The organism is Gordonia sp. Z-3 (assembly GCF_036233855.1).
Taxonomy (GTDB): domain Bacteria; phylum Actinomycetota; class Actinomycetes; order Mycobacteriales; family Mycobacteriaceae; genus Gordonia; species Gordonia tangerina.
In genome coordinates this window covers 204,503-228,435 of the sequence record NZ_JAZARS010000002.1, presented here as the reverse complement: position 1 = coordinate 228,435, position 23,933 = coordinate 204,503, and the positions used below count along the sequence as shown (strand labels likewise).

Below are 23,933 nucleotides of genomic sequence, written 5' to 3'. Positions count from 1 at the left end.
TGATCAGCGAGCCAGCGACAGTGCCTCACTCCACTTGATGCGGGTGCCGGTACGCAAGATCGACCGCTGATAGATCCGCGAGGCAAACCAGGTTGCTGCGGCGCAGGCCAGGATCATCAGCACGAAGGTGACGATGACCTGCATGGTTGAGGTGTCGCCGGTCGCGATCCGAATCGGCATGAGCGCGGCGCTGAACGGCGGAATCCACGTGAGTACCTGAATCAACGTGGAATCCAGTGCCTGGATGCCGAAGATCCCCGAGTACATCACCGCCATCGCGAGGATGGTCAACGGCGCGGAGCTGGCGTTGAGTTCCTCCTGCCGGGAGACGAGTGCGCCTGTCGCGGCGTAGAGCGTTGCAAAGAACAGGAATCCGAGCACGAACCACGCGATGACGGCGGCGAACATGCCGATAGCCGTGCCCTGGATGGTCAGCAACCCGGTGGCCATGCCGGCGATCAACGCGGTCGCTCCCAGCAACAGAACCTGCGCCATCGCGATCGCGCCGATCCCGATGATCTTTCCCCACAACAGGTGCAGCGGTTTGATGGTGGCCAACAACAGTTCGACGACGCGTGAGGTCTTCTCCTCGACCACGCCCACGGCCACCATGGAACCCCCCATCATGATCGCCGTGATGAGCAGGATCGTCCCGACCAGCGCGATGACGATACGTTGTCCCTCATCCGGTCGGTCGGGGGTCGTCTGCTCCACGGTGAGCGATGCCCGGGGCAGCATGGCCGCGTCGACACCACGATCGGAGAGGGCTTGATTCAATGACGCCTGGTCAACCGAGGACCGGAGGATGCCATCGAGCGTCGGACTGAGACCGCTGTCGGAGATCGCAACGAACTGTGCGTTCGGCCCGACGACCAGCGCGGCGTCGAGTCCTCCGTCGGCCACTTGATTGCGCGCGTCCTCGGCCGTCGCCACCGGTTGCACGTCGACCGGGCTGCCGGTCGCGTTCCCGAATTCCTCGATCGTGCTCGACAATGCGGGGCCACCCCCGACGACGCCGACCTTGTCGGGTTCGGAATCGCCTGCCAATGCCGACCACACGACTGCGCCGACGATGATCACGACCATCAGTAGCCCGGTACTGATGAGGAATGATCGGGTTTTGGCGCGTGTGACGATTTCTCGTTGGGCGACCAGCCAGATCGATTGGGCGGCTGAGGATTGCGGGACAGAGGAGTTCATGCGGAAACGGCCTCTCGGAACAGTTCGGTCAGATCGGGAGTCGAGGGCGCGAACCGGTGTACCGGTCCGGTGCGCAGGGCTGCGGCGAGGATGGACTGGTCGTCGGCGATCGTCGGGTCCACGCGCAGCGACGTGATGTTGTCTGTGCGCCGATAATCGGCGCCCAGAACGCCGGGCAGATCGTCGGCCCATCGGGTCGTGGTCGTCGGCCCGGTGATCTCCAGGGTGACGCCGTCGCGGGCCCGCAGTTCGTCGACGCGTCCGAGCGCACGCATCTGGCCGCGCGCCACGATGCCGACGCGATCGCACAACCGTTGGACCAGGTCGAGCTGATGCGACGAGAAGATCACCGGGATACCCTCGGCAGCTTTCTCTTTGAGGACATCACTCATCACATCGACGGCCACTGGGTCGAGACCGGAGAAAGGCTCGTCGAGGACCAGTACGCGAGGATCGTGGACGAGTGCGGCAGCGAGTTGCACGCGTTGCTGGTTGCCCAGGCTCAGATCGCCCACATCGTCATTGACACGCTGGTCGACCCCGAGTCGGGTGGTCCAACGGTCCACACTTTCCTGCGCGGCTCTGATGGACATACCGTGCAGGCGAGCGAGAAATACGAGTTGTTCACCCACTTTCATCTTCGGATACAGGCCGCGCTCCTCGGGCATGTACCCGATCTGACGGCGGGTGTGCAGATCGATGGGATTCGCACCGAGCGTGACGCGGCCTGCGTCGGCTGCGAGAACACCCAGGATGATGCGCATGGTGGTGGATTTGCCGGCGCCGTTGCTGCCCACGAATCCGAACAACTCCCCGGGTGACACCTGGAAAGTCATGTCCTGCAGGGCGACCAGATCGCCATATCGTTTGTGTAGGCCGTCGATGATCAACGGTTCGTTCATCGCGTGCTCCGTTCGGGGTCGGCGGTGTCCGGGTTGTCCGGGTCGGGGAGGGGCGCGGAGCCGGGGTGGTGCGCGGAGTCCTCGGGGTAGGCGGGGGCGACTTCGAGATCTTCGGGATCGGGGTCGGACATCCACCATGTGGTCAGCAGTGTCGGCAGCATCACCGCGCACAACACGAGCGTGATCAGCACGATCGCGGTGCCGTACACCGCGTCGCCGCTGACCTGGTCTTGGGTACTGAGGGCGACCAAGATGAAGTAGGGCACGAACATCAGCGAGTACAGCACGATGAATGCCATCGATCGTGCCGAGTTACGTTGTGCCGCTTGAATCTCGTCGAGGGCCGAGACGGGCGTGTCGGCGATCGACCCGGTGACGATACGGAGCAGGTACTGGCATACGAGCGAGCCGACCACGGCCACCCCGAACGGCACGATGAACCACTCGGTGAAGTAGGAGAGGACGGCGGCGATGCCGGCGACGGCGAGAATCACCAATTGGCACACCACCAATGTGCGATAGCCACGACGGTTGCGCCACCGTCGGAGTGAGCCGGCATGCCTGGTGTTGAAACGCAGATGCCGCTGGGCTCGCCAGAGATCGTAGCGACGCCAGAATTCCGGAGTCGCCTCCTCGGGAACGGCGGAGTTGGGGTCCCTCATCGTGCACCTCCAAGGTCTGAAGTCGGTGAATCGTGGCTGTCCGGACGCCGATACAGTTCCGCTGACATCGCACCGAATTCAGTGCGACTGAACACGGCTTCGACGGGTAGATCGAATACGGCGCAGATGCGGAAGGCCAGATCCAGGCTGGGATAGTTGTCCCCCCGTTCGAGTGCGCCCACCGACTGCACATTCACCCCGACCATCTCGGCGAGTTGGGCGCGGGTGAGCTTGCGCTCGGCGCGTAACACGCCGATCCGGTTGTAAATGGGGAGCTTGTCACCCCGCCGCACTGGACTCACCTGATCAAGTGTTGTGAAAACACAACAACATGTCAAGGGGATACATCGAAATGCTGTTAATCGAGGAATTCTGCGACATTGCGTGCAGCTTCGCGGCCGGCTCTGTTCGCCCCGATGGTCGACGCGGACGGCCCGTACCCCAGTAACTGCACCCGCGGATCATCGGCGACGGTGGTCGCGAGCCGACCCGTCATGGTGATTCCACCGCCGGACGAGCGCAGGCGCAGTGGTGCCAGATGATCCAGTGAGCTGCGAAAACCGGTGTTCCAGAAGATGACGTCGACGTCGAGATGATCACTCCCGGCCGGGCCGGTACCGCAGTCCCAGCACACGCCGGTCTCGGTGATCCGGGTGAACATCCGGTGCCACGTCAGGATGCCGTCATCGCGGGCGGCGGCGATCGACGGGGTCAGTGCCAACCCGGTGACCGACACCACCGACGTGGGCGGCAGGCCGGCGCGTACTCGCTCCTCGACCCGGGCCACCGCCTGTCTGCCCTTGTCGGGGTCGAACGGTGTGGCGTCGAAGACGGGCTCGGTGCGCGAACACCAGTACGTCTCGACGCCGACAGCATGCCGTGCGATCTCGATCAGCAACTGCACCGCAGAGATTCCGGCGCCCACCACCAGGACCCGTTGGCCGGCGAACTCGTCGGGGCCCACATAGTCATGGGTGTGCAGTTGTCGGCCGCGGAAGTCTGCGATACCGGGGACATACGGGACGAAAGGCCGCTCCCAGGTGCCGGTGGCGTTGATGATGGCGCGTGCGCCGATGACGGCTCCGTCGCCGAGTGTGACGGCGAATTCGCCGTCGGTGTAGTTGTCGTCAGCGTGGTCGACCATCTCGACGCTGACCGGACGCCGAATGGCGAGTCCGAACTTCTCTTCGTACCTGCCGAAGTATTCGGGCACGGCGGTGGCGGCGGGGAAGGCCTCGCAGTCTCGGCCCAGGGCCTCGACCAACCCGAGTCCGGGGAGATCGTGCACGCCGTTGGCGGTCGCGAGGGTCAGGGTGGGCCAACGGAACTGCCAGGCGCCACCGGGGCCGGGCGCGTGGTCTAGCAACAGGTAGCGGTTGCCGAGACCGAATCGCTGCAGGAAGTAGGCCGCCGACAACCCCGCCTGTCCGCCGCCGATCACCACCACATCGGTTCGGTCAGCCATGTCCACGGTTCTCAGTCTGGCATCGTGCTCGGGTGTGGTGCCCGCCGCCGTGGGCACAGACGCCGAACCCGGGGGATGGGTAGGCTTCGGCTCATGATCCACTCGTCTGCCACTGGGACCGTTGTGACCATCGAGCTGGACCGGGTCGACAAGCGCAACGCTCTCGACGAGCAGATGCTTGCCGGATTGTCGGACGCCTTCACCTCCGCGGTCGATGCGGGCGCGCGGGCCATCGTGGTGACCGGGCGCGGATCGGTGTTCTGCGCGGGCGCTGATCTGTCCGGGCCCGTCTACGACCCGGGGTTTCTGGACCGACTGGTGGGCACGCTGCAGCAGATCGAGGCCACCCCGATTCCCGTGATCGCCGCGTTGAACGGTTCGGCGCTGGGGGCGGGTCTGCAGCTGGCCATGGCGGCCGATCTGCGCGTGATGGCGCCCGATGCGATAGCGGGTATCCCGGCCGCGAAGATCGGAGTCGCAGTAGACGAGTGGACCATCCGGCGCCTGGTGTCGCTGGTCGGCGCCGGTCAGGCGCGTGGCATGCTCATCGGGTGTGATCCCTTGTCGGCCGATCGGGCGCATGCGCTGGGGTTTGCGAATCGCATCGGGGATCTGACCGACGCGCAGCATTGGGCGTCCATGATCGCCGATCTCGCGCCGCTGACCCTGCGGCACTACAAGATGGTCCTCAATGAGGACGGTGCGCGCACCGAGCCCGCCGCCGATCGGCTCGCGGCGATGATGCAGGCTTGGGAGAGCGATGATCTCGCGGAGGGGCGGGCGGCACGCGCCGAGAAGCGCGCGCCGAGATTCTCCGGACGCTAGTGTCCGACTAGTCCTGATCACGGTCGTCGGCGGCTTCGGCTTCCTCTCGTCGTTGTCGGTTGCGTTTGCGTTCTTGCTGTCGGCGGGTGTGTTTGGCTGCCACCCGAGGTGTGGAGCGGGTGGGTGGTGTCGGCGGCGGTGGCGGTGTGTCGGTGCTTTTGTCGGCCGCCGGTGGTGGCGGTTTGAATCGGATACGTCCTAGTCCGGGGAACAGTTTCTCCATGCTTTCGGTATCGCCGGCGATGACGAGGCCTTCGGGGGTGATGAACTCGGTGCGTAACCGGCCGTGGCGGTCGCGGTACTGGTCGTCGAGCCACGACCCGAACGTCTTACGGATGTGGGAGAAGCGGTCTTTGACGTTCAGGTTGTCCGGTTCGGTCTGACCACCCCTGGCCGGATCGGCATGGTTGTATTCGGCGACGTGATCGATATCGGAGCGCCACGCGGGGGTGTCGTTGCCGGGGATAACGCTGTAGGCATCCCGAATCCGGATGAACGTCTCCAACGCCGAGGACAGCCGATACGGATCCGACGGCAGGTGCGCATCCAGCGTGAACCCGCCATCCGGGTCGGGTTCGGTGCCCTCGGGCACCAATGGCTTGATGACCGCGTCCTTACGCGCCGCCAACTCACGCACATGTGCGTCATCGATGACGCCGTAGCCGTCGATGAACCCGGCATGCTCAGCACCATCCAGGGTGGCCTCGTCACACACCACGTGGATGACGATCTTCGCATCCGCCGGTGGCACCGTGGTCGCCTCCGGGATCACGGCGGTGCAGGTGTCGACACCACATAGGCATTCGAACGGTGTGCCCGACAATAGGGCGAACATCGCATCTGAGGCCCGTTGCTGGCGGGTTCGTTCGTCGTTGTCGCACACCGCGTCGGCCAGCTTACGGACCGCCTCGGCGGCGATGCGTACGTTTTCGGCGGCCATCGTCGCCGAGATCTCGGCCATCCCGTCACCGGTGTTCGTGGAGTGCACACCACGCTTGTCGAGGGCCTGGCGGCGGCGTTCACGTACCGCATCGGGGTGATGCCGGAAGATGATCCGATCAATCATGTCGCGCAGCCGATGCGCCGACCAGGCGGTGGTGTGGGCGTCGATGTCGGCGGCGATCTCGGCATCGACCGCCGCGGCATAGGGTTGCCCATCGATCAGTTCGGTGCGGGAGATGATCTTGACGATCAACTCGGCAGTGATCCGCCCCTCGCGCAACCGCTGCGCCACTTGTGGCAGACGGTCGCGTAACGCGACCGCTTGATGCAGGAACTTTTCGGCCGCACCCTGACTGATGGCTTGGCTCACCGCGATCCGGGCGGCGCAGTCGGCGAACCCGTCATGCAGCAACAGGGCGTGCTCTTCGGATTCTGATCCGACCAGGCGGGTGTGGAGTTCGGCGGCGATCTGATAGCGATGCCACGCCAGGAATGCCTCACCGTGTGCATCGGAGATCAAGGCGCCGAGCAGATCATTCGTCTCCCGCGACCCGACCTGCTCGGCCGGTAACCCGCTGGTGAACAGCGACGGTAGGTCCGGCCACGGCGACGGGTCACTCCACCACGACACGATCGACCAACCCGGACCCGACACGAGATACGCACCTTTCAGAGACAGCAACAGGGGCAGCACGAGACCACAACCCACATATCTCTGGAAGGAACAGACCGCTCAATCACCGGCCCGACCTGGCTCACATCACTTCGTCGATCTCGCTGAAACCAACCTACGACACGGCACCGACAAGAACGTTCGCACAGGTCAGCGGTAGATCTCGTCGGTTCGACATGCGCGCGACTGGACACGTGCGCATCGCCACGAATGCGTGTCCCATGAATCCCAAAATACGCCCAAATCGGACATTAAGAGCCTCGAACTCCATGCCGCGCCGCAGTTTTCACAGACGAAACATATCGATCAAGTGACCGAAACCCTTGGTCCCTACTTTCAGCCAAGGCGTTGACCACCCCTGGTTGATGCCGGGTCCGGTGAGGGAGAGGTATGTCGAGAGAATCGGAATTCACCGAGGACATCGGTGAGATCGAGAGCGCTGAACACAGTATCGTCGCGACCGGTGCGCAGGCCGCCGCCGCACGCGAGACGCTCGAGGACTACACACTGCGATTCGCTCCACGGAGCTATCGCAAGTGGGGCCCGGGTGTTGTCGCCATCTCTGCCCTGGGTGGCATCGCCTATCTGGCCGACTTCGCGATCGGTGCCAACGTCGGCATCGCCAACGGTACCGGCAATGCACTGCTCGGGATCGCGTTCTTCGCGATCGTCATTGTGCTGACCGGCTATCCGCTGGCCTACTACGCGGCGCGCTACAACATCGATCTCGACCTCATCACGCGCGGAAGCGGTTTCGGCTATTACGGATCGGTCCTGACCAACGTCATCTTCGCGTCCTTCACGTTCATCTTCTTCGCGCTCGAGGGCTCGATCATGGCTCAAGGTCTCAAACTGGGTCTCAATATCCCACTGTGGCTTGGCTATCTGCTGTCGTCGGTGTTGATCATCCCGCTGGTGATCTACGGGATGAACACCCTCGCCAAGCTGCAGGTCTGGACGACTCCGCTGTGGCTGATCATGATGGTCTTCCCGTTCCTCTATCTGGTGATCAAGCATCCCGACGCGATCGGTGACTTCTTCGCGTTCAGCGGCGGAACCGATGGCCAAGCAGGCCATGGCGTGTCGTTTGCCGGAACGATGCTCGCCGCCGGTGTCTGTCTCTCATTGATCGCCCAGATCGCCGAGCAGATCGACTACCTGCGCTTCATGCCGCCCAAGACGCCGGAGAACAATCGCAAATGGTGGACCGCTGTGCTGACGGCCGGCCCCGGATGGGTCATCTTCGGCGCCATCAAGCAGATCGTCGGGTTGTTCCTGGCCGTTTATCTGATCATGAACTTCGCCGAACAGGCGGGTGTGGCCAATGAGCCCGTCCAGCAGTTCCTCGCCGTCTACGAAGAGTTCATGCCGCACTGGCTGGCAATGACCCTCGCGGTGATCCTGGTGGTGATCAGCCAGGTCAAGATCAATGTCACGAACGCTTACTCGGGCTCGCTGGCGTGGACCAACAGCTTCACCCGGGTCACCAAGACCTACCCGGGCCGGCTCGTCTTCCTGGTGTTCAACGTCGCCATCGCAATCGCGCTGATGGAAGCCAACATGTTCAGCTTCCTGAACGAACTGTTGAACTTCTACGCCAACTGCGCGATCGCGTGGATCGTGACGGTCGCCTCCGACATCGCGATCAACAAGTATCTGCTGAAGATCTCGCCCAAGGAGCCAGAGTTCCGGCGCGGCATGCTCTACAACGTGAACCCGGTCGGCTTCGTGTCGGTGATCGTGGCCGGGGGCGTGTCGATCATGGTGTACTTCCACGTGTTCGGCGATGCCATCCAGCCGTACTCACCGTTGGTCGCGTTGATCCTCGCGCTGGTGCTGCCGCCTATCATCGCCACGGCGACACAGGGCAAGTACTACCTGCGCCGCACCGACGACGGGATCAACATCCCGATGTACGACGAGCACGGTAACCCCACCGACGTTCGCCTCACATGCTGCGTGACCGGGATCGACTTCGAGCGTCCGGACATGATCGCCTCCAACGTGCCAGGGCCCAACGGCGAGAAGCAGTACATCAGTTCGCTGGCTCTGTCCTGCGACAAGACCGGCGAACATGTGCTGCCCGCTCAACCGCCGGCCTGATGACATCGCACTGAGCGTCATCACACGTTGATTGTGGTCGCTGCCGGATCGTTCACCGAACGATCCGGCAGCGCCTCGACATCTCCGTTCGGGCAGTCCTCGATGAGGTAAGCGCTGAGTGCGGTCACCATCAATTCGATGATCTTCGCGATGGCCACGTCGTCAGACGTGCTCAGATAGGTCAAGGTGATCGTGTTTGTGGTCGCGATGATCACCGGACTGAGGTTCGCTGTCGGCTCGATCCAGCGCACTCCGGACCGCTCGGCAGCAACCTCGAGGCCGATCGTGGCGACCTCGTAGAGCCGCTGGTACATCTGCTTGCCGACAGCCTGCAGCTCGGCGTGATTGTGGGCGTAGATGCCGAGTGAGATCGTCGCCTGCATGCGCCCGGGGTCGGCCTTGAGCAGCCGGTAGAAGGCCTCGAGGTGAGCCTGCATGTTCTTGCGCATCGCCTCGACGCCGCGCGCCTCGGAGTCGGCCGTCATCGGGAGGATCGCCTCGAGCATCCGGCCGATGTCCGAGGGGACCGCGGTTTCCATGACCGCGCTCAACAACGATGTGCGGCTGTCGAACGCATAATGAAAGCTCGCCAGCGGCATATTGGCGTGCGAACAGATGCGGCGGGTCGTCGCCCCCTCCACACCGTGGTCGGCGATGACCCGGTAGGCGGCTTCGATCAACGCCGTCCGTCGTTGCTCGACTGACATCCGTGCCAAACCGCATTACCCCCCTGAGCGCCTGCGACCTGCGCATGCGCGGTGAACATATCCGAAGCAGACTATCAGTGCAGATCGGACCGGATGTGCTGGATGGCCCCATGAATGGGGACAGTTTCGCCTGGCGCGGCGCCATGAACGCCGTGGCGGGCGATCCATCCGCGGCATCGGGCGCGACGGCATTACCCTGGGTCCGTGACCTCGACGATCGGCTCAGTGTCCCCGGGCCTGGCACGACGCGCCGCAACGACCCTGGCGGCGGCCGGACGGACTGCGCTGGAGTCGGCGACCGGTTCCCTGGCCCGCGGGGGCGTGCCGGCGGCACGCGCCCTTGGTGCAAGTGCCACTGAGATCGGCGCTTTCACGCATGGCTCACCGAATCTGCGCGACGGGTTCTTCCGCAACCTCGACCATTCGCCGTCGCAGGTGGACGCCGATCTGCGCGTGGTGCTCGACATGGCCCGTCGCCCGGGCAAGCCGCGTCGGCCCGTTCCGGTGTTGGCGCCCGCCTTCTCCGACGACGTCGAAGACCTACAGATCACCTGGCTCGGGCACGCGTCGGTGCTCGTCGAGATCGACGGGGTGCGGGTGCTCACCGACCCGGTCCTGAGTCGTCGCTGCTCGCCGTCGCAGACCGTTGGACCGGCCCGGATGCATGCGGCGCCGGTCACCGTCGCCGACCTGCCCTCCATAGATGTGGTGCTGATCAGCCACGACCACTACGACCACCTCGACATGGCGACCGTTGTCGACCTGGCGCTGCTGCATCCGCAGGCACGGTTCGTCGCACCGATTGGGGTAGGCGCACATCTCATCGCCTGGGGCGTGGCCGCCGACCGGATCGATCAGGCCGACTGGTGGGGCGAGGTCACGGTGTCGGCCGGTGGACGCGACATCACCTTCATCTGCTGCCCGGCGCGGCACTTCTCCGGACGTTCGCTGTCCCGCAATCTGGCGCTCTGGGGGAGCTGGGTGATGGCCGGCCCGGTACACCGTGTCTTCTTCTCGGGCGACACAGGGTTCTCGGAACACTTCGAGGATGTCGCTGCCCGGCTCGGCCCGGTCGATGCGTCGCTGACGGCAGTGGGTGCCTACGACCCGGTGTGGCCCGATGTGCACGTCACGCCGGAAGAGGCCGTCGTGGTGCACCGGATGCTTGCACGTGATGGCGAATCGGTGATGATCCCCATCCACTGGGGCACCTTCAACCTGGCCCGACATTCCTGGGGCGATCCGATCGCACGGCTGCTGCCGGCGGCAGTGGCCAATCCCACCGACGTACTGATTCCGCCGCCGGGCGGCACCGTGCATCTGCTCCACCGGACCGGGACGGGGCTCGAGATGCCGCGCTGGTGGGAGAAGAGCGCGTGACACAGGTTACGACCGAGACTGCCGACAACCCCGGGTTGACCGCTGCCGAGGTCGCGCGCCGGGTAGCCGACGGCCAGGTCAACGACCGGCCGGACCGCTCCGGGCGGACGGTCTTCGACATTGTCCGCGCCAATGTGCTGACCCGCATCAACGCCATCCTCGGCGTGCTGTTCGTCATCGTCGCGTCCACCGGTTCGCTCATCAACGGCCTGTTCGGGTTGTTGATCGTGGCCAACAGCAGTGTGGGAATCATCCAGGAGGTCCGGGCCAAACGGACGCTGGACAAACTGGCGATCGTCGGTCAGGCCCGGCCTGTCGTTCGCCGCGACGGTGAGTCGACCGACGTCGCTCCCGACGAGGTGGTGCTCGACGACATCATCGAGATCGGCCCCGGCGATCAGATCGTGGTCGACGGTGAGATGGTCGAGGCGCTCGCCGTCGACGTCGACGAGTCGCTGCTGACCGGTGAAGCCGATGCCGTGGACAAAACGCCCGGCGACCCGATCCTGTCCGGCAGCTTCGTGGTCGCGGGGGCGGGCGCCTACCGCGCCACCAGGGTCGGTGCGGACGCTTATGCCGCGCAGTTGGCCGCCGAGGCGTCGAAGTTCACCTTGGTCTCCTCGGAACTGCGATCGGGTATCGATCAGATCCTCAAGGTGATCACCTGGCTGTTGATCCCGGCCGGCATCCTCACGATCATCAATCAGTTGTTCATCAGTGATAACGGCATTCGCGCGGCGCTGCTCGGCATGGTTGCCGCACTCGTGCCGATGGTGCCCGAGGGGCTGGTGCTGATGACCTCGATCGCGTTCGCGGTGGGCGTGGTCCGGCTCGGTCAGCGGCAGTGTCTCGTCAACGAGCTGCCCGCCATCGAGGGCCTGGCGCGTGTCAACGTGGTCTGCGCCGACAAGACGGGGACGCTCACCGAGAACGGGATGCGCCTCGCCGAGGTTCGGTTGACCCGGGGAGTCGACGCCGTCGACGCGACCGAAGTCGGCGAGGTCGACCGTGTCCTGGCAGCGATCGCGGCGCATGACCCGCGCCCCAACGCGAGCATCCAAGCACTTGCCGAGGCCTATCCCGATCCGCCTCGCTGGACGATGAGCGCGCTCGAGCCATTCACCTCGGCAAAGAAGTGGAGCGGGATGTCGTTCCGCGACGACACCACCGACGCCGACATGGGTAACTGGCTGATCGGTGCTCCCGACGTGCTGCTCGATGCGGACAGCGACGTCGCCGCCGACGCCGCCGAGCTCGGTGTGCAAGGCCTGCGCGTGCTGCTGTTGGCGCGCACCGACGTCGCCGTGGACACACCTCCATCGGATGACCAGGTGGCGCCGGGAACCGTGACACCGATCGCGCTGGTGGTGCTCGAACAGCGGGTCCGACCCGACGCACGCGACACACTCGACTATTTCGCCGGACAACGGGTACAGGTGAAGGTCATCTCCGGGGACAACGCTGCGTCGGTCGGAGCCGTCGCGGCCTCGCTCGGGCTCGGTAGCCCGGCGACTTCGGTGGACGCACGGTCGTTGCCAACCGACACCGACGAACTCGCCGACGTCGTCGGCCGCGGCGTCACCTTCGGCCGTGTGCGGCCCGATCAGAAACGGGCCATGGTTGCCGCGTTGCAGTCCCGCGGGGACACGGTGGCGATGACCGGTGACGGCGTGAACGACGTGCTGGCACTCAAGGACGCCGACATCGGGGTGGCGATGGGCTCCGGGAGTTCCGCGGCGCGGTCGGTGGCCCAGATCGTGTTGCTCGACAACAAGTTCGCGACCCTTCCATACGTGGTGGCCGAGGGGCGTCGGGTCATCGGCAACATCGAGCGCGTCTCGAACCTGTTTCTCACCAAGACGGTGTACGCCGTCCTGCTTGCCCTGTTGGTGGGGTTGGCCGGCGTGTGCGGTGAGGTGTTCGGATTCGGGTCGATCAGCTATCCGTTCCAGCCGATCCACGTCACCATCTCGGCATGGTTCACCATCGGGATACCGGCGTTCGTCCTCTCCCTGGCGCCCAACTCCGAGCGCGCACGAACCGGATTCGTCCGCCGGGTCCTGGCGCAGGCGGTACCCAACGGGATCATCGTCGGGCTCGCCACCTTCGCGACTTACATCATCGTCAACCCGGGCGGCAACGAGATGGCTGTCGGGGCCAAGGACTCGATCGACTTCACCCCGGAACAGACGCAGGCCGCCACTGCCGCGCTGATCACCCTGCTGATGGTTGCGCTCTATGTGCTCGCGGTGGTGGCCCGCCCGTACACCTGGTGGAAAGTCGTGTTGCTGGCGCTGTCGGTGGGGGCCTACGTGCTCATCTTCACCTGGTCGTGGACTCAGGAACTCTTCCGACTCGACTCGTCGAACGTACAGATGGTCTCGGTGGCGGTCATGGTGGGCGCCGTCGGTGTGGCCGCCGTCGAAGCGGTGTCACGAGTGGTACCCGGATTGATCGCGGTTCGGGATGCGCGGGCGTCGCATTCGCCGAGAAATAACTAGGGTGGTCCGTATGGATCTCAAGGGACTCGTGGACAAGGCCAAGAACACGCTCCGGGGCAACCCGCACCTGATCGAAAAGGGTGGCTCCTACATCGACAAAGCGACCGGCGGCAAGTATGCCGGTCACGTCGACAAGGCGCAGGACGCGGTCAAGAAGGCCGTCGGCGCCGAGTCGTCGAATGATCCGAATTCGCAACCGCCCCAGCGGAACCCGCAGAACCCGACCCAGCAGAACCCAACCCAGCAGAACCCGAATCCGCCTCAGCAGTGAGGCCTGCCTCGGGATCGCCGGCGGCAGCAGCGCGCGGGTGGCGTCGGTAGGCCGACACCGAGGGGTCGCCGACGATCCAGTAGCGCCATGCGACGTCGGCGGCCAACCGCACCCCGACCCGCGGGCCGACCGCGATGTGCACACCTGCCGGTCGCCCCGTCGCGTCGAGGCGAACCGGGTGGGGTTCGCCGAGGTCGGTGCCGAGGTCGGCCATCGTGATCCCGAGGGCGCGGGTCAGGTTGCCGGGGCCGCGCGCCAGCGCAGCGTCGTTGCCGGCGGTGGGCCGTCGGTCGCGCGCGGTCGCCAGGCCGTCGACGATCTCCCCGGCGCGGATCAGGACCGCCGCCCCCTGCTCGGTGGGGCCGGTCACCACGTTCGCGCAGTGGTGGCCATGGATGCGGTAGACGTACAGGCGTCCGGGCGGCCCGTACATGATCTCCGAGCGGGGGGTACGCCGGTACGCGTGTGACGCCGGGTCGTCGCGGCCGCCGTAGGCCTCGACCTCGGTGATGCGGGCGGCGACTCCGTGACCGACGAGAACGGCGCCCAGTAGGGCTCGGGCCTCGAGGCTGACGCTAGGCTCACTGACCATGGCCAAGACGAGTGACTCCATCGACGTGGACTTGTCCGTCGAGGATACCTGGGCGGCAGCGTCGGATCTGTCGAGGTTCTCCGAGTGGCTGCTGCTGCACGACGGGTGGCGTTCGCCAGTGCCCAGTGCTGATGAACTCGCGGCCGGCGTGACGCTGGCGTCGGTGGTGAAGGTCAAGGGCACCAGGGTCCGGTTCGACTGGCTGATCGAGACGTACCAACCGTTCGAGCAGGTGCGCCTCAAAGGCAATGGCAAAGGTGGAGTGAAGGCCAAGCTCGATCTCGGCATCCTTCCCACCGATGCCGGTTCGACAGTAACGTTCACTGTCGATCTGGGTGGTCTGCCGCTCATCGGCCCCGCAGGCAAGGCGGCGGCGATGGCGGTGTCCGGGGATCTGCGCAAGTCGTTGACGACATTCCGCACGGTTTTCGGCTGATCCACCGCGTATTGTTTGCGTGACAAGGGGGAGACGGCGTGGGGCGTCATAGTTCGGACGGGGATCAACCGCGCTCGCCGCGATCGGGCGGGCCGAATGAACCGTCGGCATCACGCAGCGGTCCGATCGACATGTCGGCCAGTGGACCGTTTGCCGCGCCTGCGCGCCGCGCATCTGGCGATGACGGATTCGGTTTCGAACATCGCCGGTCATCGTCGGGTCGCCGCGGGGGCCTGATCTGGGGCATCGCGGCGCTGATCCTGGTGGTCGCGCTGGTCACCGGGTTCGTCCTGTGGCGAACCGGCGCGGTCGGCTGCGGCGACCGGACAACGGTGGCGGTCGCCTCCGATCCGGCGATGACCAGCGCACTGCAGTCGGTCGCGCAGCAGGCGTCCGCGGATTCATGTTTCGACTATCAGGTCAGCGGGGTTGCCGGCGCGGAGGTTCCCGGGCAGCTCACCAGTGGCGAGCAGGCGCCGGACCTGTGGGTGGCCGATTCGCAGATCCAGGCTCGCCGGGTCCTGACCCAGGTGCGTCGGGACCTGAATCTGGTCTCCCCGTCGATCGCCACCTCGCCGACAGTCGTCGTCGGCAAGGACGTTCCAGAACTCAACAGCTGGGTCGACGTGATGAAGCTGCCAGATCTGCGTACCGGCAGCCCAATCGACACGAGCACCGGGGATGCCCCCATCGTCGGTGCACTCACCGAGGTCAACGGGGGCGCACTGACCGAGGACGAGTTGACGTCGGCGATGACGGTGCTCGCGGTCCAGCAGAACAACGCACGTCTGGAGAACGACAGCGACGGCGCCCGGCTGAACCTCGCGAACGCCACGGGTGTTCCGGTGGTCACCACCGAGCAGCAGTATCTGCTGTACATGCGGACACACAGTGATGCCGGCCTGACCGCGTCTGTGCCGGCAGACGGAACCGTGATGCTGGACTATCCGATGGTCAACACGGCGAGCACGTCCCGTCAGGACACGGCTGCCGAGGCCGGACAGGCGCTGATGGACCGACTCGCCTCCGACGACGGACTCGCGGCGCTCAACGAATCCGGCTACCGGAATCCGGACGGTGACCCGCTGCCCGACAACGCCGGCGTGGGGCAGGTGCAGCGACTGCAGCTCGACGATCCCTCCCAGGTCGACAAGGCCATTCGGCAATGGCAGGTGCTCGGCGTGCCGATCCGCACGTTGGTGGTGCAGGACACCTCCGGTTCGATGGCCGCGCCTGCCGGGGATACCACCCGCGCCGAGTTGCTCATCGACGCGTCGATGACCGGGCTGAATCTGTTCCCCAACAACGCCTCGATCGGGGGGTGGGCGTTCGGTATCGACAAGGGTGGTCCCGGTCAGGACTGGAAGTGGATGTCGCCCATCAAGCGTCTCGACGCGAACTCGGCCGGCGGCGGAACGCATCGTGACCAGCTCGGCCGCGCGGTGCAGCGTGGTCTGGCGCCATCGCAGCTCGGCGGTGGTACGGGCCTGTACGACACAACCCTCGCGGCCTTCAAAGAGGTTCAGAACAGCTACGACCCGAACTACTCGAACTCGGTGATCATCATGACCGATGGTCAGAACGAGGATCCGGACAGCATCAGCCTCGACGAGTTGTTGTCGGAGCTGAAGTCGCTGGAGGATCCCGCCCGCCCGGTGTTGATCTTGACCATCGGTATCTCCGATGACGCCGATACCGACGCGCTCGAGCAGATCGCCGAGGCCACGCCCGGCGGGTCGACCTACGTCGCGGAGACCCCCGAGGACATCCAGAACGTGTTCGTCGACGCCATCCAGGCGCGCGTTGCCGCAGCCGGCCGCTGAAGTCAGGAGCCAACCGCGACACGGCGTAGGACGGTGAGCGCGTGCTCGATCGCCGGCGACGGCTCACCGGCGAGTCGGGCCACCGCGAGCTCGACGGTCGGGGCGCCCGGCCGAAGGGGGAGATAGCGCACACCGGCGATCCCCAGCGCGGCGGTGGGTTCGGGAACCAGGGCGACACCGAGCCCGGCAGCCACCAGCGTGACCAGCGTCGAGGTCTCGGCCACCTCGTGGCGGATACGCGGCACGAATCCGGCTCCGGCGCAGATCGTCGCCAGCACCCCGTTCATCACCGATCGGCCATGACCGACGTGGGCGATGAACTCGGCATCACGCAGGTCCTCGGCGTGCACGCCATCGGCGGCGCCGATGGGCAGGTCCTCGGGGACCGCGACGAACAGTTTGTCGTGGCGAATGATGTCCACCACCAGATCGGAGCTACCCACCGGTGGACGCAGTAGCGCGATGTCGATTTCCCCGGTCTCCAGCGCCGACAGCTGAGCCGGGGCCAGCATCTCGCCGTGCACGCTGACCTCGAGGTCGGGTAGCTCCTCGCGTAGCGCCCGCACCAGCCGCGGCAGCAGTGAGTACGTCGCCGAGCCCACACAGCCGACCGCGAGCGTGCCCGCCCGACCTTCGGCGACTCGCTGTGCCTGGATTCCCGCGACGTCGACCGCGTCCAGAATCGACTCCACGCGCTCGAGGTAGGCGTGCCCAGCCGGCGTGAGTTCCACCCGGCGGGTCGATCGAACCAGCAGGGTCACCCCGAGTTCGGCCTCGAGCTGTCGGATCTGTTGCGACAACGGCGGCTGTGCGATGTGCAGGCGCTCTGCGGCTCGGCCGAAGTGGAGTTCCTCGGCGACCGCGCGGAAATATCGGAGATGGCGCAATTCCATCATTAAGACTTTACGCATATCACTGTGCTCGAAATAGATACTTCTCAATATCGAAGCCGGTTCTTATCGTAGTTGTATGACCTCCGGAACCGACATCGTCATCTGCTCGCCACTGCGCACACCCGTCGGGCGCATGGGGGGTGCGCTCGCTCGCTTGACGGTCACTGACCTGGCCACCGGATTGCTGCGTGAGCTCGCGACGCGGACCGGCCTGGGCGATGGCGACATCGATGACGTGGTGCTGGGGCAGGGATATGCAAACGGTGAATCCCCCGCGATCGGCCGGATCGCGGCGCTCGACGCGGGCCTCGGCACCGGAGTGCCCGGAATGCAAGTGGACAGGCGTTGCGGGTCCGGACTGCAGGCAGTGCTCAACGGCGCAGCTCAGGTTGCCACCGGGGGTGCCCGCCTGGTGATCGCCGGTGGCGCCGAGTCGATGTCCAATGTCGAGCACTACGCACTCGGGCTGCGGACCGGCGTGCGTCAAGGCGGCGTCGAGCTGATGGACCGGCTCGACCGAGGGCGGCTCACCGCCGGCGGTGAGCGCCATCCGGTGCCCGGTGGCATGATCGAGACCGCCGAAAATCTCCGTGCGCGATACGGCATCGGGCGTGCCGAACAAGACCACCTGGCGGTGCGATCACATGAGCGTGCGATCGCCGCGCACAAGGCAGGCCGCTTCGCCGAGGAGCTCGTACCCGTGACCGTACCCGGGCGACGAGGTAAACCGGACGTGGTGGTCGATCGCGACGAGCATCCCCGCCCCGATGCCACCGTGGAATCCATGGCCGAGCTGCGGGCGATCCGGGGCAAGATCGATCCGGAGTCGACCGTCACCGCCGGAAACGCGTCCGGCCAGAACGACGGCGCAGCCATGTGCGTGGTGACGACTCGCGACGAGGCGCAGCGGCGTGGTCTCGACCCCGTTCTCGCGCTGCGGTCGTGGGCGGTCACCGGCTGTGCGCCAGAGACGATGGGTATCGGGCCGGTGAGCGCCACCGCGTCAGCGCTCGAGCGGGCCGGCCTCACCCTCGACGAGATCGACCTGATCGAGCTCAACGAAGCGTTCGCCGCGCAAGTGCTCGCCGTGCTGGCCGAGTGGAAGGTCGACCCCGAGGACGATCGGCTGAACCCCAACGGTTCTGGGATCTCACTGGGACATCCGATCGGCGCCACCGGGGCACGCATTCTGGCCACCGCCGCGCACGAGGCCCGCCGCCGCGATGCCCGCCACGTGCTGGAGACGATGTGTATCGGTGGCGGACAGGGACTCGCTGCCATCTTCGAGGTGGTCGAGTGAGCGCCGTCGAGGTCGACCACGTCGTCACCGGGCGTCCGGACGGACCCGTTGTGGTGCTGTCCAATTCGCTTGGATCCACCTACCACATGTGGGACGCCCAATTGTCGGCGCTCGAACAACGGTTCCGGGTCGTGCGCTACAACACCCGCGGTCACGGTGAAACGCCGGTACCGGCAGGGCCGTACACCATCGACGATCTCGCCGACGACGTTGTGGCGCTGCTGGATCGGCTCGGGGTTACGCACGCACACATCGTGGGACTCTCGCTCGGCGGGATGACCGCGATGCGGCTCGCCGCCCGCAATCCGGAGCGGGTCGACCGGCTCGTGCTGTTGTGCACCGGAGCTCAGCTCACGCCGTCATCGGCGTGGTCCGACCGGGCGGCCACCGTGCGCGAGCACGGGACCGGTGCTGTCGCCGAGGCTGTGGTGCAGCGGTGGTTCACTCCGGCATATCTCGCTGCCAACCCGGCTTCGGCCGGCTATTACGAGGACATGGTCGCTGCCACGCCCGCCGAAGGCTACGCCGGCTGCTGCGAGGCCATCGCGATGATGGACCAACGCGGTGGTCTGGCCACGATCAGCGCGCCAACCCTGGCCATCGCGGGCGCCGACGACCCGGCCACTCCGCCGCCGAAACTGGCCGAGATCGCCGACAGTGTGAAGGACGGCCGGTTGCTGGTCGTCGAGCAGTCGGCACACCTGGCCAATGCAGAACAACCCGAGATCATCACTCCCGCACTCATCGAACACCTGGAGCAGGCATGAGCATCGACAAACTGGCCGCATCGGCGGCGGAATCCGTCGCCGACATCCCCGACGGAGCAAGTCTGGCGGTGGGAGGCTTCGGACTCGCCGGCATCCCCTGGTTCTTGATCGAGGCACTCCTCGAGCAGGGCGCCGGCAACCTCACCATCGTGTCGAACAATTGCGGAGTGGACGGGGCCGGTCTCGGACTTCTGTTGGAAGCCCGCAAGATCGACAAGGTCATCGCCTCCTACATCGGTGAGAACAAGGAGTTCGGGCGGCAGTTCCTGGCCGGCGAGGTGACTGTGGAACTCACCCCGCAGGGCACTCTGGCCGAGCGCATGCGTGCCGGCGGCAGTGGCATCGGCGCCTTCTACACCCCGACGGGTGTGGGCACCCTGGTCGCCGAGGGTGGGTTGCCGTGGCGCTACCACCCCGACGGAAGCGTCGCGTTGGCGTCGCCGTCGAAGGAGGTGCGGACCTTCAACGGTCAGGACATGGTGCTCGAGGAAGCCATCGTCACCGACTATGCGTTGATCCGGGCCGCGGTGGTGGACAAGGCAGGAAACTGCAAATTCCATGCGGCCGCACGAAACTTCAACCCTCCCGCCGCCATGTCGGGACGCACCACCATAGTCGAGGCCGAGAAGGTCGTCGAGGTGGGCGAACTCGCACCCGAAGACATCCATCTGCCAGGCATCTTCGTCAAGCGGGTCGTCGAACTGACCCCGGAACAGGCCGCCCGCAAAGAGATCGAGCAGCGCACCACTCGTGTACGGCCGAGCGCCGCAGACGCCGAGCCGGCACTCACCTAGGAGACAACCATGACCTGGACACGCAACGACATGGCCGCGCGGGCCGCCCGAGAGCTGCGCCGCGGGGACTATGTGAACCTCGGAATCGGGCTTCCCACGATGATTCCCGATCATCTGCCGGATGACTCCGGCATCACCTTGCACGCGGAGAACGGCATCCTCGGCGTCGGACCGTACCCTTACGAGGACCAGGTCGATCCGGATCTCATCAACGCCGGGAAGCAGACCGTGACCGTCCTACCGGGCGCCTCCTTCTTCGACTCCGCAACGAGTTTCGCGATGATCCGCGGTGGACACGTTGACGTCGCGGTACTCGGCGGGATGCAGGTGGCCGCCAACGGCGACCTCGCGAACTGGATGGTGCCCGGCGCCATGGTCAAGGGCATCGGCGGCGCCATGGACCTGGTCAACGGGGCCGGTCAGGTCATCGTCCTGATGGAACACACCACCAAGAAGGGCGACCCCAAACTGGTGGCCGAATGCTCGCTGCCCCTCACCGGACGGTCGGTCGTCAGCCGGGTGATCACCGATCTCGGCGTATTCGACGTGACCGGTTCGGGTTTCGATGTCACCGAGCTGGCGCCGGACGTGACGCTCGCCGATGCGCAGGCCAAAACCGGTGCCCCACTCACTGATCGGACCTCTGCTCTGGTCAACTGAGCCGTGCGGCCCATTGGTCGAGTGGTTCTGTCGCTCGTCGATCTCGATACGTCGACCATCGGTTGGGCGGATGGTGGACTAATCGTCCATTGGTTGGGCGGATCTCGAGCCGACCTGTCGCAGGCTCAGTGCCGACTCGATCCAAGGATAGCTACTGAGCGGTTTCGTCGCTGGTCGAGTAGCTACCGAGCCGCTAGGCGAGGCAGCGTATCGAGGCCAGGTGGGGTGACTCGGTCTCGATACATCGACTCGCCTAGCGGCTCGTCGACTACTCGACCAGCGATTGTGTGGGTCGTGGACTACTCGACCACCGGCTCGGGCTCTCGAGCCGCTGGCTCACTCTGCGGTCGACTGCCGGCGCAACGCGGCGAGCTCGGATCGGGAGCGTACGCCGAGCTTCGCATAGATCCGGGTCAGGTGGTATTGCACGGTCTTTGGTGAGATGAACAGTTCCGCGGCCACCTCCCGGTTGGACAGTCCGCGCGCAACGAGTGCGGTGACCGCCTCCTCCTGTGGCGTCAGTTCCACATCACCGCGTTCGCCGCGGCTGACATTCAGCCCGCCCGCCTTGAGTTCTCGCTCGCAACGCTCGACGTAGGTGGTCGCGCCAAGCGAGACGAACAGTTCCCGGGCGGTACCGATCACAGCGTCGGCCGCGCGTCGCTTCCCGGCTCGGCGCAAGGTCTGGCCGTACGCGAAGTTGACCCGGGCGCGGTCGTATCGCAACGGCAGGCCGTCGAGCAGTTCGAGTGCTTCGGAGAAGGCGCGTTTGGCCTGGTGGATGTCGCCGATGGCGCCGAGATACCGTCCGCGCGCGTACTTCAGTCGCGCACTCGCCGACCGATGCCCGCGCTGCTCGGCGAGCGTCTCGTAGGGCGTCAGCAGAGCATCGGCGGATTCGAGTTCGCCGCCGATGACCAGGGCGTTGGCCAGCACGTCGACCCACGGCCACCAGCCGGGCTCAGCCAGGCCGGGCACGTCGGCGGCCATCGTCACCAACGGTTCCAGGATGCGTCGCACCTTCTCGTAGTCGGCAGCGGCTTCGGCGATCTGTGCCCGGGCCAACAGCTCTGGAATACGCATGATCTCGTAGTCGCCGACGCTGGTGGCGGCGTCGGCAACGCTGAGCTCGGCGTTGGGCCAATCGCCGCGCAGCGAATGGATGGCGGTTGCGGTCCAGTTCAACAGCGGACTCGCGAGCTCGATACCGCTGCTGCGGGCCAGTGCTCGACCCTGCTCGACGTTGTGCAGGGCGCTTTCCCAGTCGCCGGTGAGGAATTGTGTGCGCGCCAGCCACGCCAGTGCCCACAACGAGATGCGGGTGGAACCACCGAGTGTTGCCATCGAGACCGCAGTCTCCAGATTGCTACGCGCGGCCCCGACATCGTCGAGACCCAACTGAAGCCAGCCGCGACCCATGGTGGCCCGCTGCGCTTGCGCCCCGAACCGGATCCGATCGGTGAGATCGGCGTACTCGGCCGTCGCCTCGGCCGGTCGCCCCGACCGTGCCAGGCCCAGACCGCGAATCACCGCAGCCTCGACCCCGGCCGGGGATTGGCTGCCCGCCATGGTGATTGCCCGGTCGGCCCATTCGACGAGTTCGTCGCCCTGACAGCGGACCAGGTTGTGAAGAACGTAACGCTGGGCGATCAGGGCGGCGATGTCTGGTTCACGGTCGAAGTTGACGATGTCCCATGCGCGATCCAGACGAACCCGGGCTTCTGCGGCTCGACCGCGGAGGATTGCCAGATAGGCGAGAGTCGCGTTGCGCAAGGGGGTTTCACGCAGGCTCTCCACCAGGGGTACCAATGCTGCCGCGCCAACACAGTCGCCTGCGGCGAGCAGGGCGTCAACCGCGAGGGTGACGCGGGTGTCACGCGGGACCGGGTCGGACGTGAGTCGGGCCGCTTGGCGGAACAATCCGGCCGCTTCGGCCCAGGCGCCGTCGGCAGAGCGACGACGCGCAAGGTCATCGAGGTCATTCGCCAGTTCGGGATCGGTTGTCGGGGTGGCGGACACCTGATGATGCATCCGACGTGCCGGGTCGCTCACCAACTCGGCTGCGCGTCGGTGTGCGGCACCGACGGCCTCCATCCCCATGATCTCGAGCACTGCCGCACGGATGAGCGGATCGGTTGGTCGCGGTTGTGCGTCGGCGGGTGTCAGCGCCGCCCCGAGGGTGATGAGCCCACTGTCGCCGGCTTCGTCGAGCGCCGCCAGCGGGGCGTCGAGTCCGGCGAGCGTGACCGCCGTCGAGAGCGGTTCGCCTTCATCGACGATCATCAGCGACTCCACCAGCGCACGTGCGGGCGCCGAGCATTTGTGCAGCCGCGTTCGGACGTCGTCGACCAAATAACTCGGTGCCGGCAGCGCGATCCCGGTGCGTGACCACGTCCCGGCAGGCAGCTCATCGAGCAGGGACACGATGTGCCGAGGATTCCCGCCGGTGTGGCGGGTGAGGCTCTCGAGCATCGCCGGGTGCAGCACGATTCCTCGCTGCGCTGCGAGTTCGGCCACTGCGGAAGCAGCGATACCACCAAGTCGCAGCTCGTCGGCGAGGAGACCGGGCGGTCGGCCGATAGTGGACGGCGTCATCGACATCACCACCAGCGTCGGATGATCACGCTGTTCGCGGATGACCGCGAGCAACGTCTGCATCGACTCCTCGTCTACGAACTCGGCGTCGTCGATCGTGATGAGGGTGGGCGCGTCGAGGTCACCGAGCACGTCGGCCAGTGCCGCCCTGCTGGCGTCGGACGACTGGGTGAGCTGACGCAGCACACCACCCGCGGACTGGTGATCGGAAGCCGACGCCTGCGCGTACAGCGTGCGTGCGGTGTCCGCAGACTCGTTGTGCCGGTTCGCAAGATGGGTGAGCAAGGTCGACTTGCCGATGCCCCGCTCGCCGATGATCGTCATGAACTCGGTCCGGCGGGCGGCGTGGCTGCGGGCGAGGATGGTCGCGATCTCCTGCTCCCGCCCGACGCAGGCGGCGACGACCATCATCGCCCCATCGTATGTCCGAACCGGGGTCCCG

Annotated in this window: 20 protein-coding genes and 1 pseudogene; 11 read left to right on the top strand and 10 right to left on the bottom strand. The window is 65.9% G+C overall.

Annotated features, from left to right (window positions below; all coding sequences use genetic code 11):
* Positions 1-3: 3 nt before the first annotated feature.
* The 5 genes from VX037_RS03005 to VX037_RS02985 are packed head-to-tail and all read right to left on the bottom strand — an operon-like array spanning position 4 to position 4,229.
* Positions 4-1,200, bottom strand: a complete 1,197-nt coding sequence (locus tag VX037_RS03005; protein WP_328713150.1) for an ABC transporter permease — start codon at positions 1,198-1,200, stop codon at positions 4-6.
* Entirely contained in the window at positions 1,197-2,102 is a 906-nt protein-coding gene (locus VX037_RS03000; protein WP_328713149.1) for an ABC transporter ATP-binding protein, read from the bottom strand. Before VX037_RS03000 ends, VX037_RS03005 begins: the two co-directional genes overlap by 4 nt.
* Entirely contained in the window at positions 2,099-2,764 is a 666-nt protein-coding gene (locus tag VX037_RS02995) for a hypothetical protein (RefSeq protein WP_266063767.1), read from the bottom strand. Before VX037_RS02995 ends, VX037_RS03000 begins: the two co-directional genes overlap by 4 nt.
* Positions 2,761-3,066, bottom strand: a complete 306-nt coding sequence (locus tag VX037_RS02990; RefSeq protein WP_235725466.1) for a helix-turn-helix transcriptional regulator — start codon at positions 3,064-3,066, stop codon at positions 2,761-2,763. Before VX037_RS02990 ends, VX037_RS02995 begins: the two co-directional genes overlap by 4 nt.
* A 56-nt stretch (positions 3,067-3,122) precedes the next feature.
* The gene (locus tag VX037_RS02985; protein WP_235725467.1) at positions 3,123-4,229 is read right to left on the bottom strand and encodes an NAD(P)-binding domain-containing protein; all 1,107 of its coding nucleotides are present in this window, start codon (positions 4,227-4,229) and stop codon (positions 3,123-3,125) included.
* 93 nt (positions 4,230-4,322) lie between these two features.
* On the opposite strand from VX037_RS02985, the gene VX037_RS02980 reads away from it, so the two are divergent.
* A complete protein-coding gene (locus VX037_RS02980; RefSeq protein ID WP_235725468.1) occupies positions 4,323-5,054 on the top strand; it encodes an enoyl-CoA hydratase in 732 nt (243 codons plus the stop codon).
* A gap of 7 nt (positions 5,055-5,061) precedes the next feature.
* Here VX037_RS02980 and VX037_RS02975 read toward each other — a convergent pair whose 3' ends face one another.
* Entirely contained in the window at positions 5,062-6,651 is a 1,590-nt protein-coding gene (locus VX037_RS02975; RefSeq protein ID WP_328713147.1) for a DUF222 domain-containing protein, read from the bottom strand.
* A gap of 408 nt (positions 6,652-7,059) precedes the next feature.
* Between VX037_RS02975 and VX037_RS02970 the strand changes: the two genes are divergently transcribed.
* The gene (locus tag VX037_RS02970) at positions 7,060-8,772 is read left to right on the top strand and encodes a purine-cytosine permease family protein (protein ID WP_328713146.1); all 1,713 of its coding nucleotides are present in this window, start codon (positions 7,060-7,062) and stop codon (positions 8,770-8,772) included.
* Positions 8,773-8,792: 20 nt separating this feature from the next.
* Here VX037_RS02970 and VX037_RS02965 read toward each other — a convergent pair whose 3' ends face one another.
* Positions 8,793-9,488 carry a TetR/AcrR family transcriptional regulator gene (locus VX037_RS02965; protein WP_328713144.1) on the bottom strand — a complete coding sequence of 232 codons (696 nt, stop codon included), beginning with the start codon at positions 9,486-9,488 and terminating at the stop codon, positions 8,793-8,795.
* 195 nt (positions 9,489-9,683) lie between these two features.
* On the opposite strand from VX037_RS02965, the gene VX037_RS02960 reads away from it, so the two are divergent.
* From VX037_RS02960 to VX037_RS02950, 3 genes are read left to right on the top strand one after another with little or no spacing between them, the layout of a single operon-like run.
* Positions 9,684-10,859: an MBL fold metallo-hydrolase gene (locus VX037_RS02960; RefSeq protein WP_442903630.1), complete on the top strand. Its 1,176-nt coding sequence runs from the start codon at positions 9,684-9,686 to the stop codon at positions 10,857-10,859.
* A complete protein-coding gene (locus VX037_RS02955; RefSeq protein WP_328713142.1) occupies positions 10,856-13,360 on the top strand; it encodes an HAD-IC family P-type ATPase in 2,505 nt (834 codons plus the stop codon). The genes VX037_RS02960 and VX037_RS02955 overlap by 4 nt, the downstream gene beginning before the upstream one ends.
* Before the next feature lie 10 nt (positions 13,361-13,370).
* Positions 13,371-13,631 carry an antitoxin gene (locus VX037_RS02950; RefSeq protein ID WP_266059878.1) on the top strand — a complete coding sequence of 87 codons (261 nt, stop codon included), beginning with the start codon at positions 13,371-13,373 and terminating at the stop codon, positions 13,629-13,631.
* 25 nt (positions 13,632-13,656) lie between these two features.
* Here the strand turns inward: VX037_RS02950 and VX037_RS02945 are convergent.
* Positions 13,657-14,244, bottom strand: a pseudogene (locus VX037_RS02945) (DNA-3-methyladenine glycosylase); the annotation flags it as partial.
* Between VX037_RS02945 and VX037_RS02940 the strand changes: the two are divergent.
* Together VX037_RS02940 and VX037_RS02935 are read left to right on the top strand one after the other, a co-directional pair.
* Positions 14,222-14,659, top strand: coding sequence for a type II toxin-antitoxin system Rv0910 family toxin (locus VX037_RS02940; RefSeq protein WP_328713140.1), 438 nt, complete (start codon positions 14,222-14,224; stop codon positions 14,657-14,659). The pseudogene VX037_RS02945 and the gene VX037_RS02940 overlap by 23 nt on opposite strands.
* 38 nt (positions 14,660-14,697) lie before the next feature.
* Positions 14,698-16,482 (top strand): substrate-binding domain-containing protein, encoded by a 1,785-nt coding sequence (locus tag VX037_RS02935; protein ID WP_442903629.1) that lies wholly within the window; start codon positions 14,698-14,700, stop codon positions 16,480-16,482.
* 2 nt (positions 16,483-16,484) lie between these two features.
* Here the strand turns inward: VX037_RS02935 and VX037_RS02930 are convergent, their stop codons facing one another.
* Complete coding sequence (locus VX037_RS02930; RefSeq protein ID WP_266059875.1) at positions 16,485-17,375, bottom strand: LysR substrate-binding domain-containing protein; 891 nt, start codon at positions 17,373-17,375, stop codon at positions 16,485-16,487.
* Between the two features lie 76 nt (positions 17,376-17,451).
* Between VX037_RS02930 and VX037_RS02925 the strand changes: the two genes are divergently transcribed.
* Genes VX037_RS02925 through VX037_RS02910 form a run of 4 tightly spaced genes read left to right on the top strand, consistent with a single transcriptional unit; the run spans position 17,452 to position 20,896 of the window.
* Entirely contained in the window at positions 17,452-18,675 is a 1,224-nt protein-coding gene (locus VX037_RS02925) for an acetyl-CoA C-acetyltransferase (protein WP_328713136.1), read from the top strand.
* Positions 18,672-19,442 carry a 3-oxoadipate enol-lactonase gene (gene pcaD / locus VX037_RS02920; protein ID WP_328713134.1) on the top strand — a complete coding sequence of 257 codons (771 nt, stop codon included), beginning with the start codon at positions 18,672-18,674 and terminating at the stop codon, positions 19,440-19,442. The genes VX037_RS02925 and pcaD overlap by 4 nt, the downstream gene beginning before the upstream one ends.
* Positions 19,439-20,236 carry a CoA transferase subunit A gene (locus VX037_RS02915; RefSeq protein WP_235725479.1) on the top strand — a complete coding sequence of 266 codons (798 nt, stop codon included), beginning with the start codon at positions 19,439-19,441 and terminating at the stop codon, positions 20,234-20,236. Before pcaD ends, VX037_RS02915 begins: the two co-directional genes overlap by 4 nt.
* A 9-nt stretch (positions 20,237-20,245) precedes the next feature.
* Positions 20,246-20,896: a 3-oxoacid CoA-transferase subunit B gene (locus VX037_RS02910; RefSeq protein ID WP_235725480.1), complete on the top strand. Its 651-nt coding sequence runs from the start codon at positions 20,246-20,248 to the stop codon at positions 20,894-20,896.
* Positions 20,897-21,232: 336 nt separating this feature from the next.
* Here VX037_RS02910 and VX037_RS02905 read toward each other — a convergent pair whose 3' ends face one another.
* A complete protein-coding gene (locus VX037_RS02905) occupies positions 21,233-23,902 on the bottom strand; it encodes a helix-turn-helix transcriptional regulator (protein ID WP_328713132.1) in 2,670 nt (889 codons plus the stop codon).
* Positions 23,903-23,933: the final 31 nt, after the last annotated feature.

Excerpts from the sequence above, each read along its gene's own strand:
- VX037_RS03005 (WP_328713150.1), bottom strand. The coding sequence starts at position 1,200 with ATGAACTCCTCTGTCCCGCAATCCTCAGCCGCCCAATCGATCTGGCTG.
- VX037_RS03000 (WP_328713149.1), bottom strand. The coding sequence starts at position 2,102 with ATGAACGAACCGTTGATCATCGACGGCCTACACAAACGATATGGCGAT.
- VX037_RS02995 (WP_266063767.1), bottom strand. The coding sequence starts at position 2,764 with ATGAGGGACCCCAACTCCGCCGTTCCCGAGGAGGCGACTCCGGAATTC.
- VX037_RS02985 (WP_235725467.1), bottom strand. The coding sequence starts at position 4,229 with ATGGCTGACCGAACCGATGTGGTGGTGATCGGCGGCGGACAGGCGGGG.
- VX037_RS02980 (WP_235725468.1), top strand. The coding sequence starts at position 4,323 with ATGATCCACTCGTCTGCCACTGGGACCGTTGTGACCATCGAGCTGGAC.
- VX037_RS02970 (WP_328713146.1), top strand. The coding sequence starts at position 7,060 with ATGTCGAGAGAATCGGAATTCACCGAGGACATCGGTGAGATCGAGAGC.
- VX037_RS02950 (WP_266059878.1), top strand. The coding sequence starts at position 13,371 with ATGGATCTCAAGGGACTCGTGGACAAGGCCAAGAACACGCTCCGGGGC.
- VX037_RS02940 (WP_328713140.1), top strand. The coding sequence starts at position 14,222 with ATGGCCAAGACGAGTGACTCCATCGACGTGGACTTGTCCGTCGAGGAT.
- VX037_RS02930 (WP_266059875.1), bottom strand. The coding sequence starts at position 17,375 with ATGGAATTGCGCCATCTCCGATATTTCCGCGCGGTCGCCGAGGAACTC.
- VX037_RS02925 (WP_328713136.1), top strand. The coding sequence starts at position 17,452 with ATGACCTCCGGAACCGACATCGTCATCTGCTCGCCACTGCGCACACCC.
- VX037_RS02915 (WP_235725479.1), top strand. The coding sequence starts at position 19,439 with ATGAGCATCGACAAACTGGCCGCATCGGCGGCGGAATCCGTCGCCGAC.
- VX037_RS02910 (WP_235725480.1), top strand. The coding sequence starts at position 20,246 with ATGACCTGGACACGCAACGACATGGCCGCGCGGGCCGCCCGAGAGCTG.
- VX037_RS02905 (WP_328713132.1), bottom strand. The coding sequence starts at position 23,902 with ATGATGGTCGTCGCCGCCTGCGTCGGGCGGGAGCAGGAGATCGCGACC.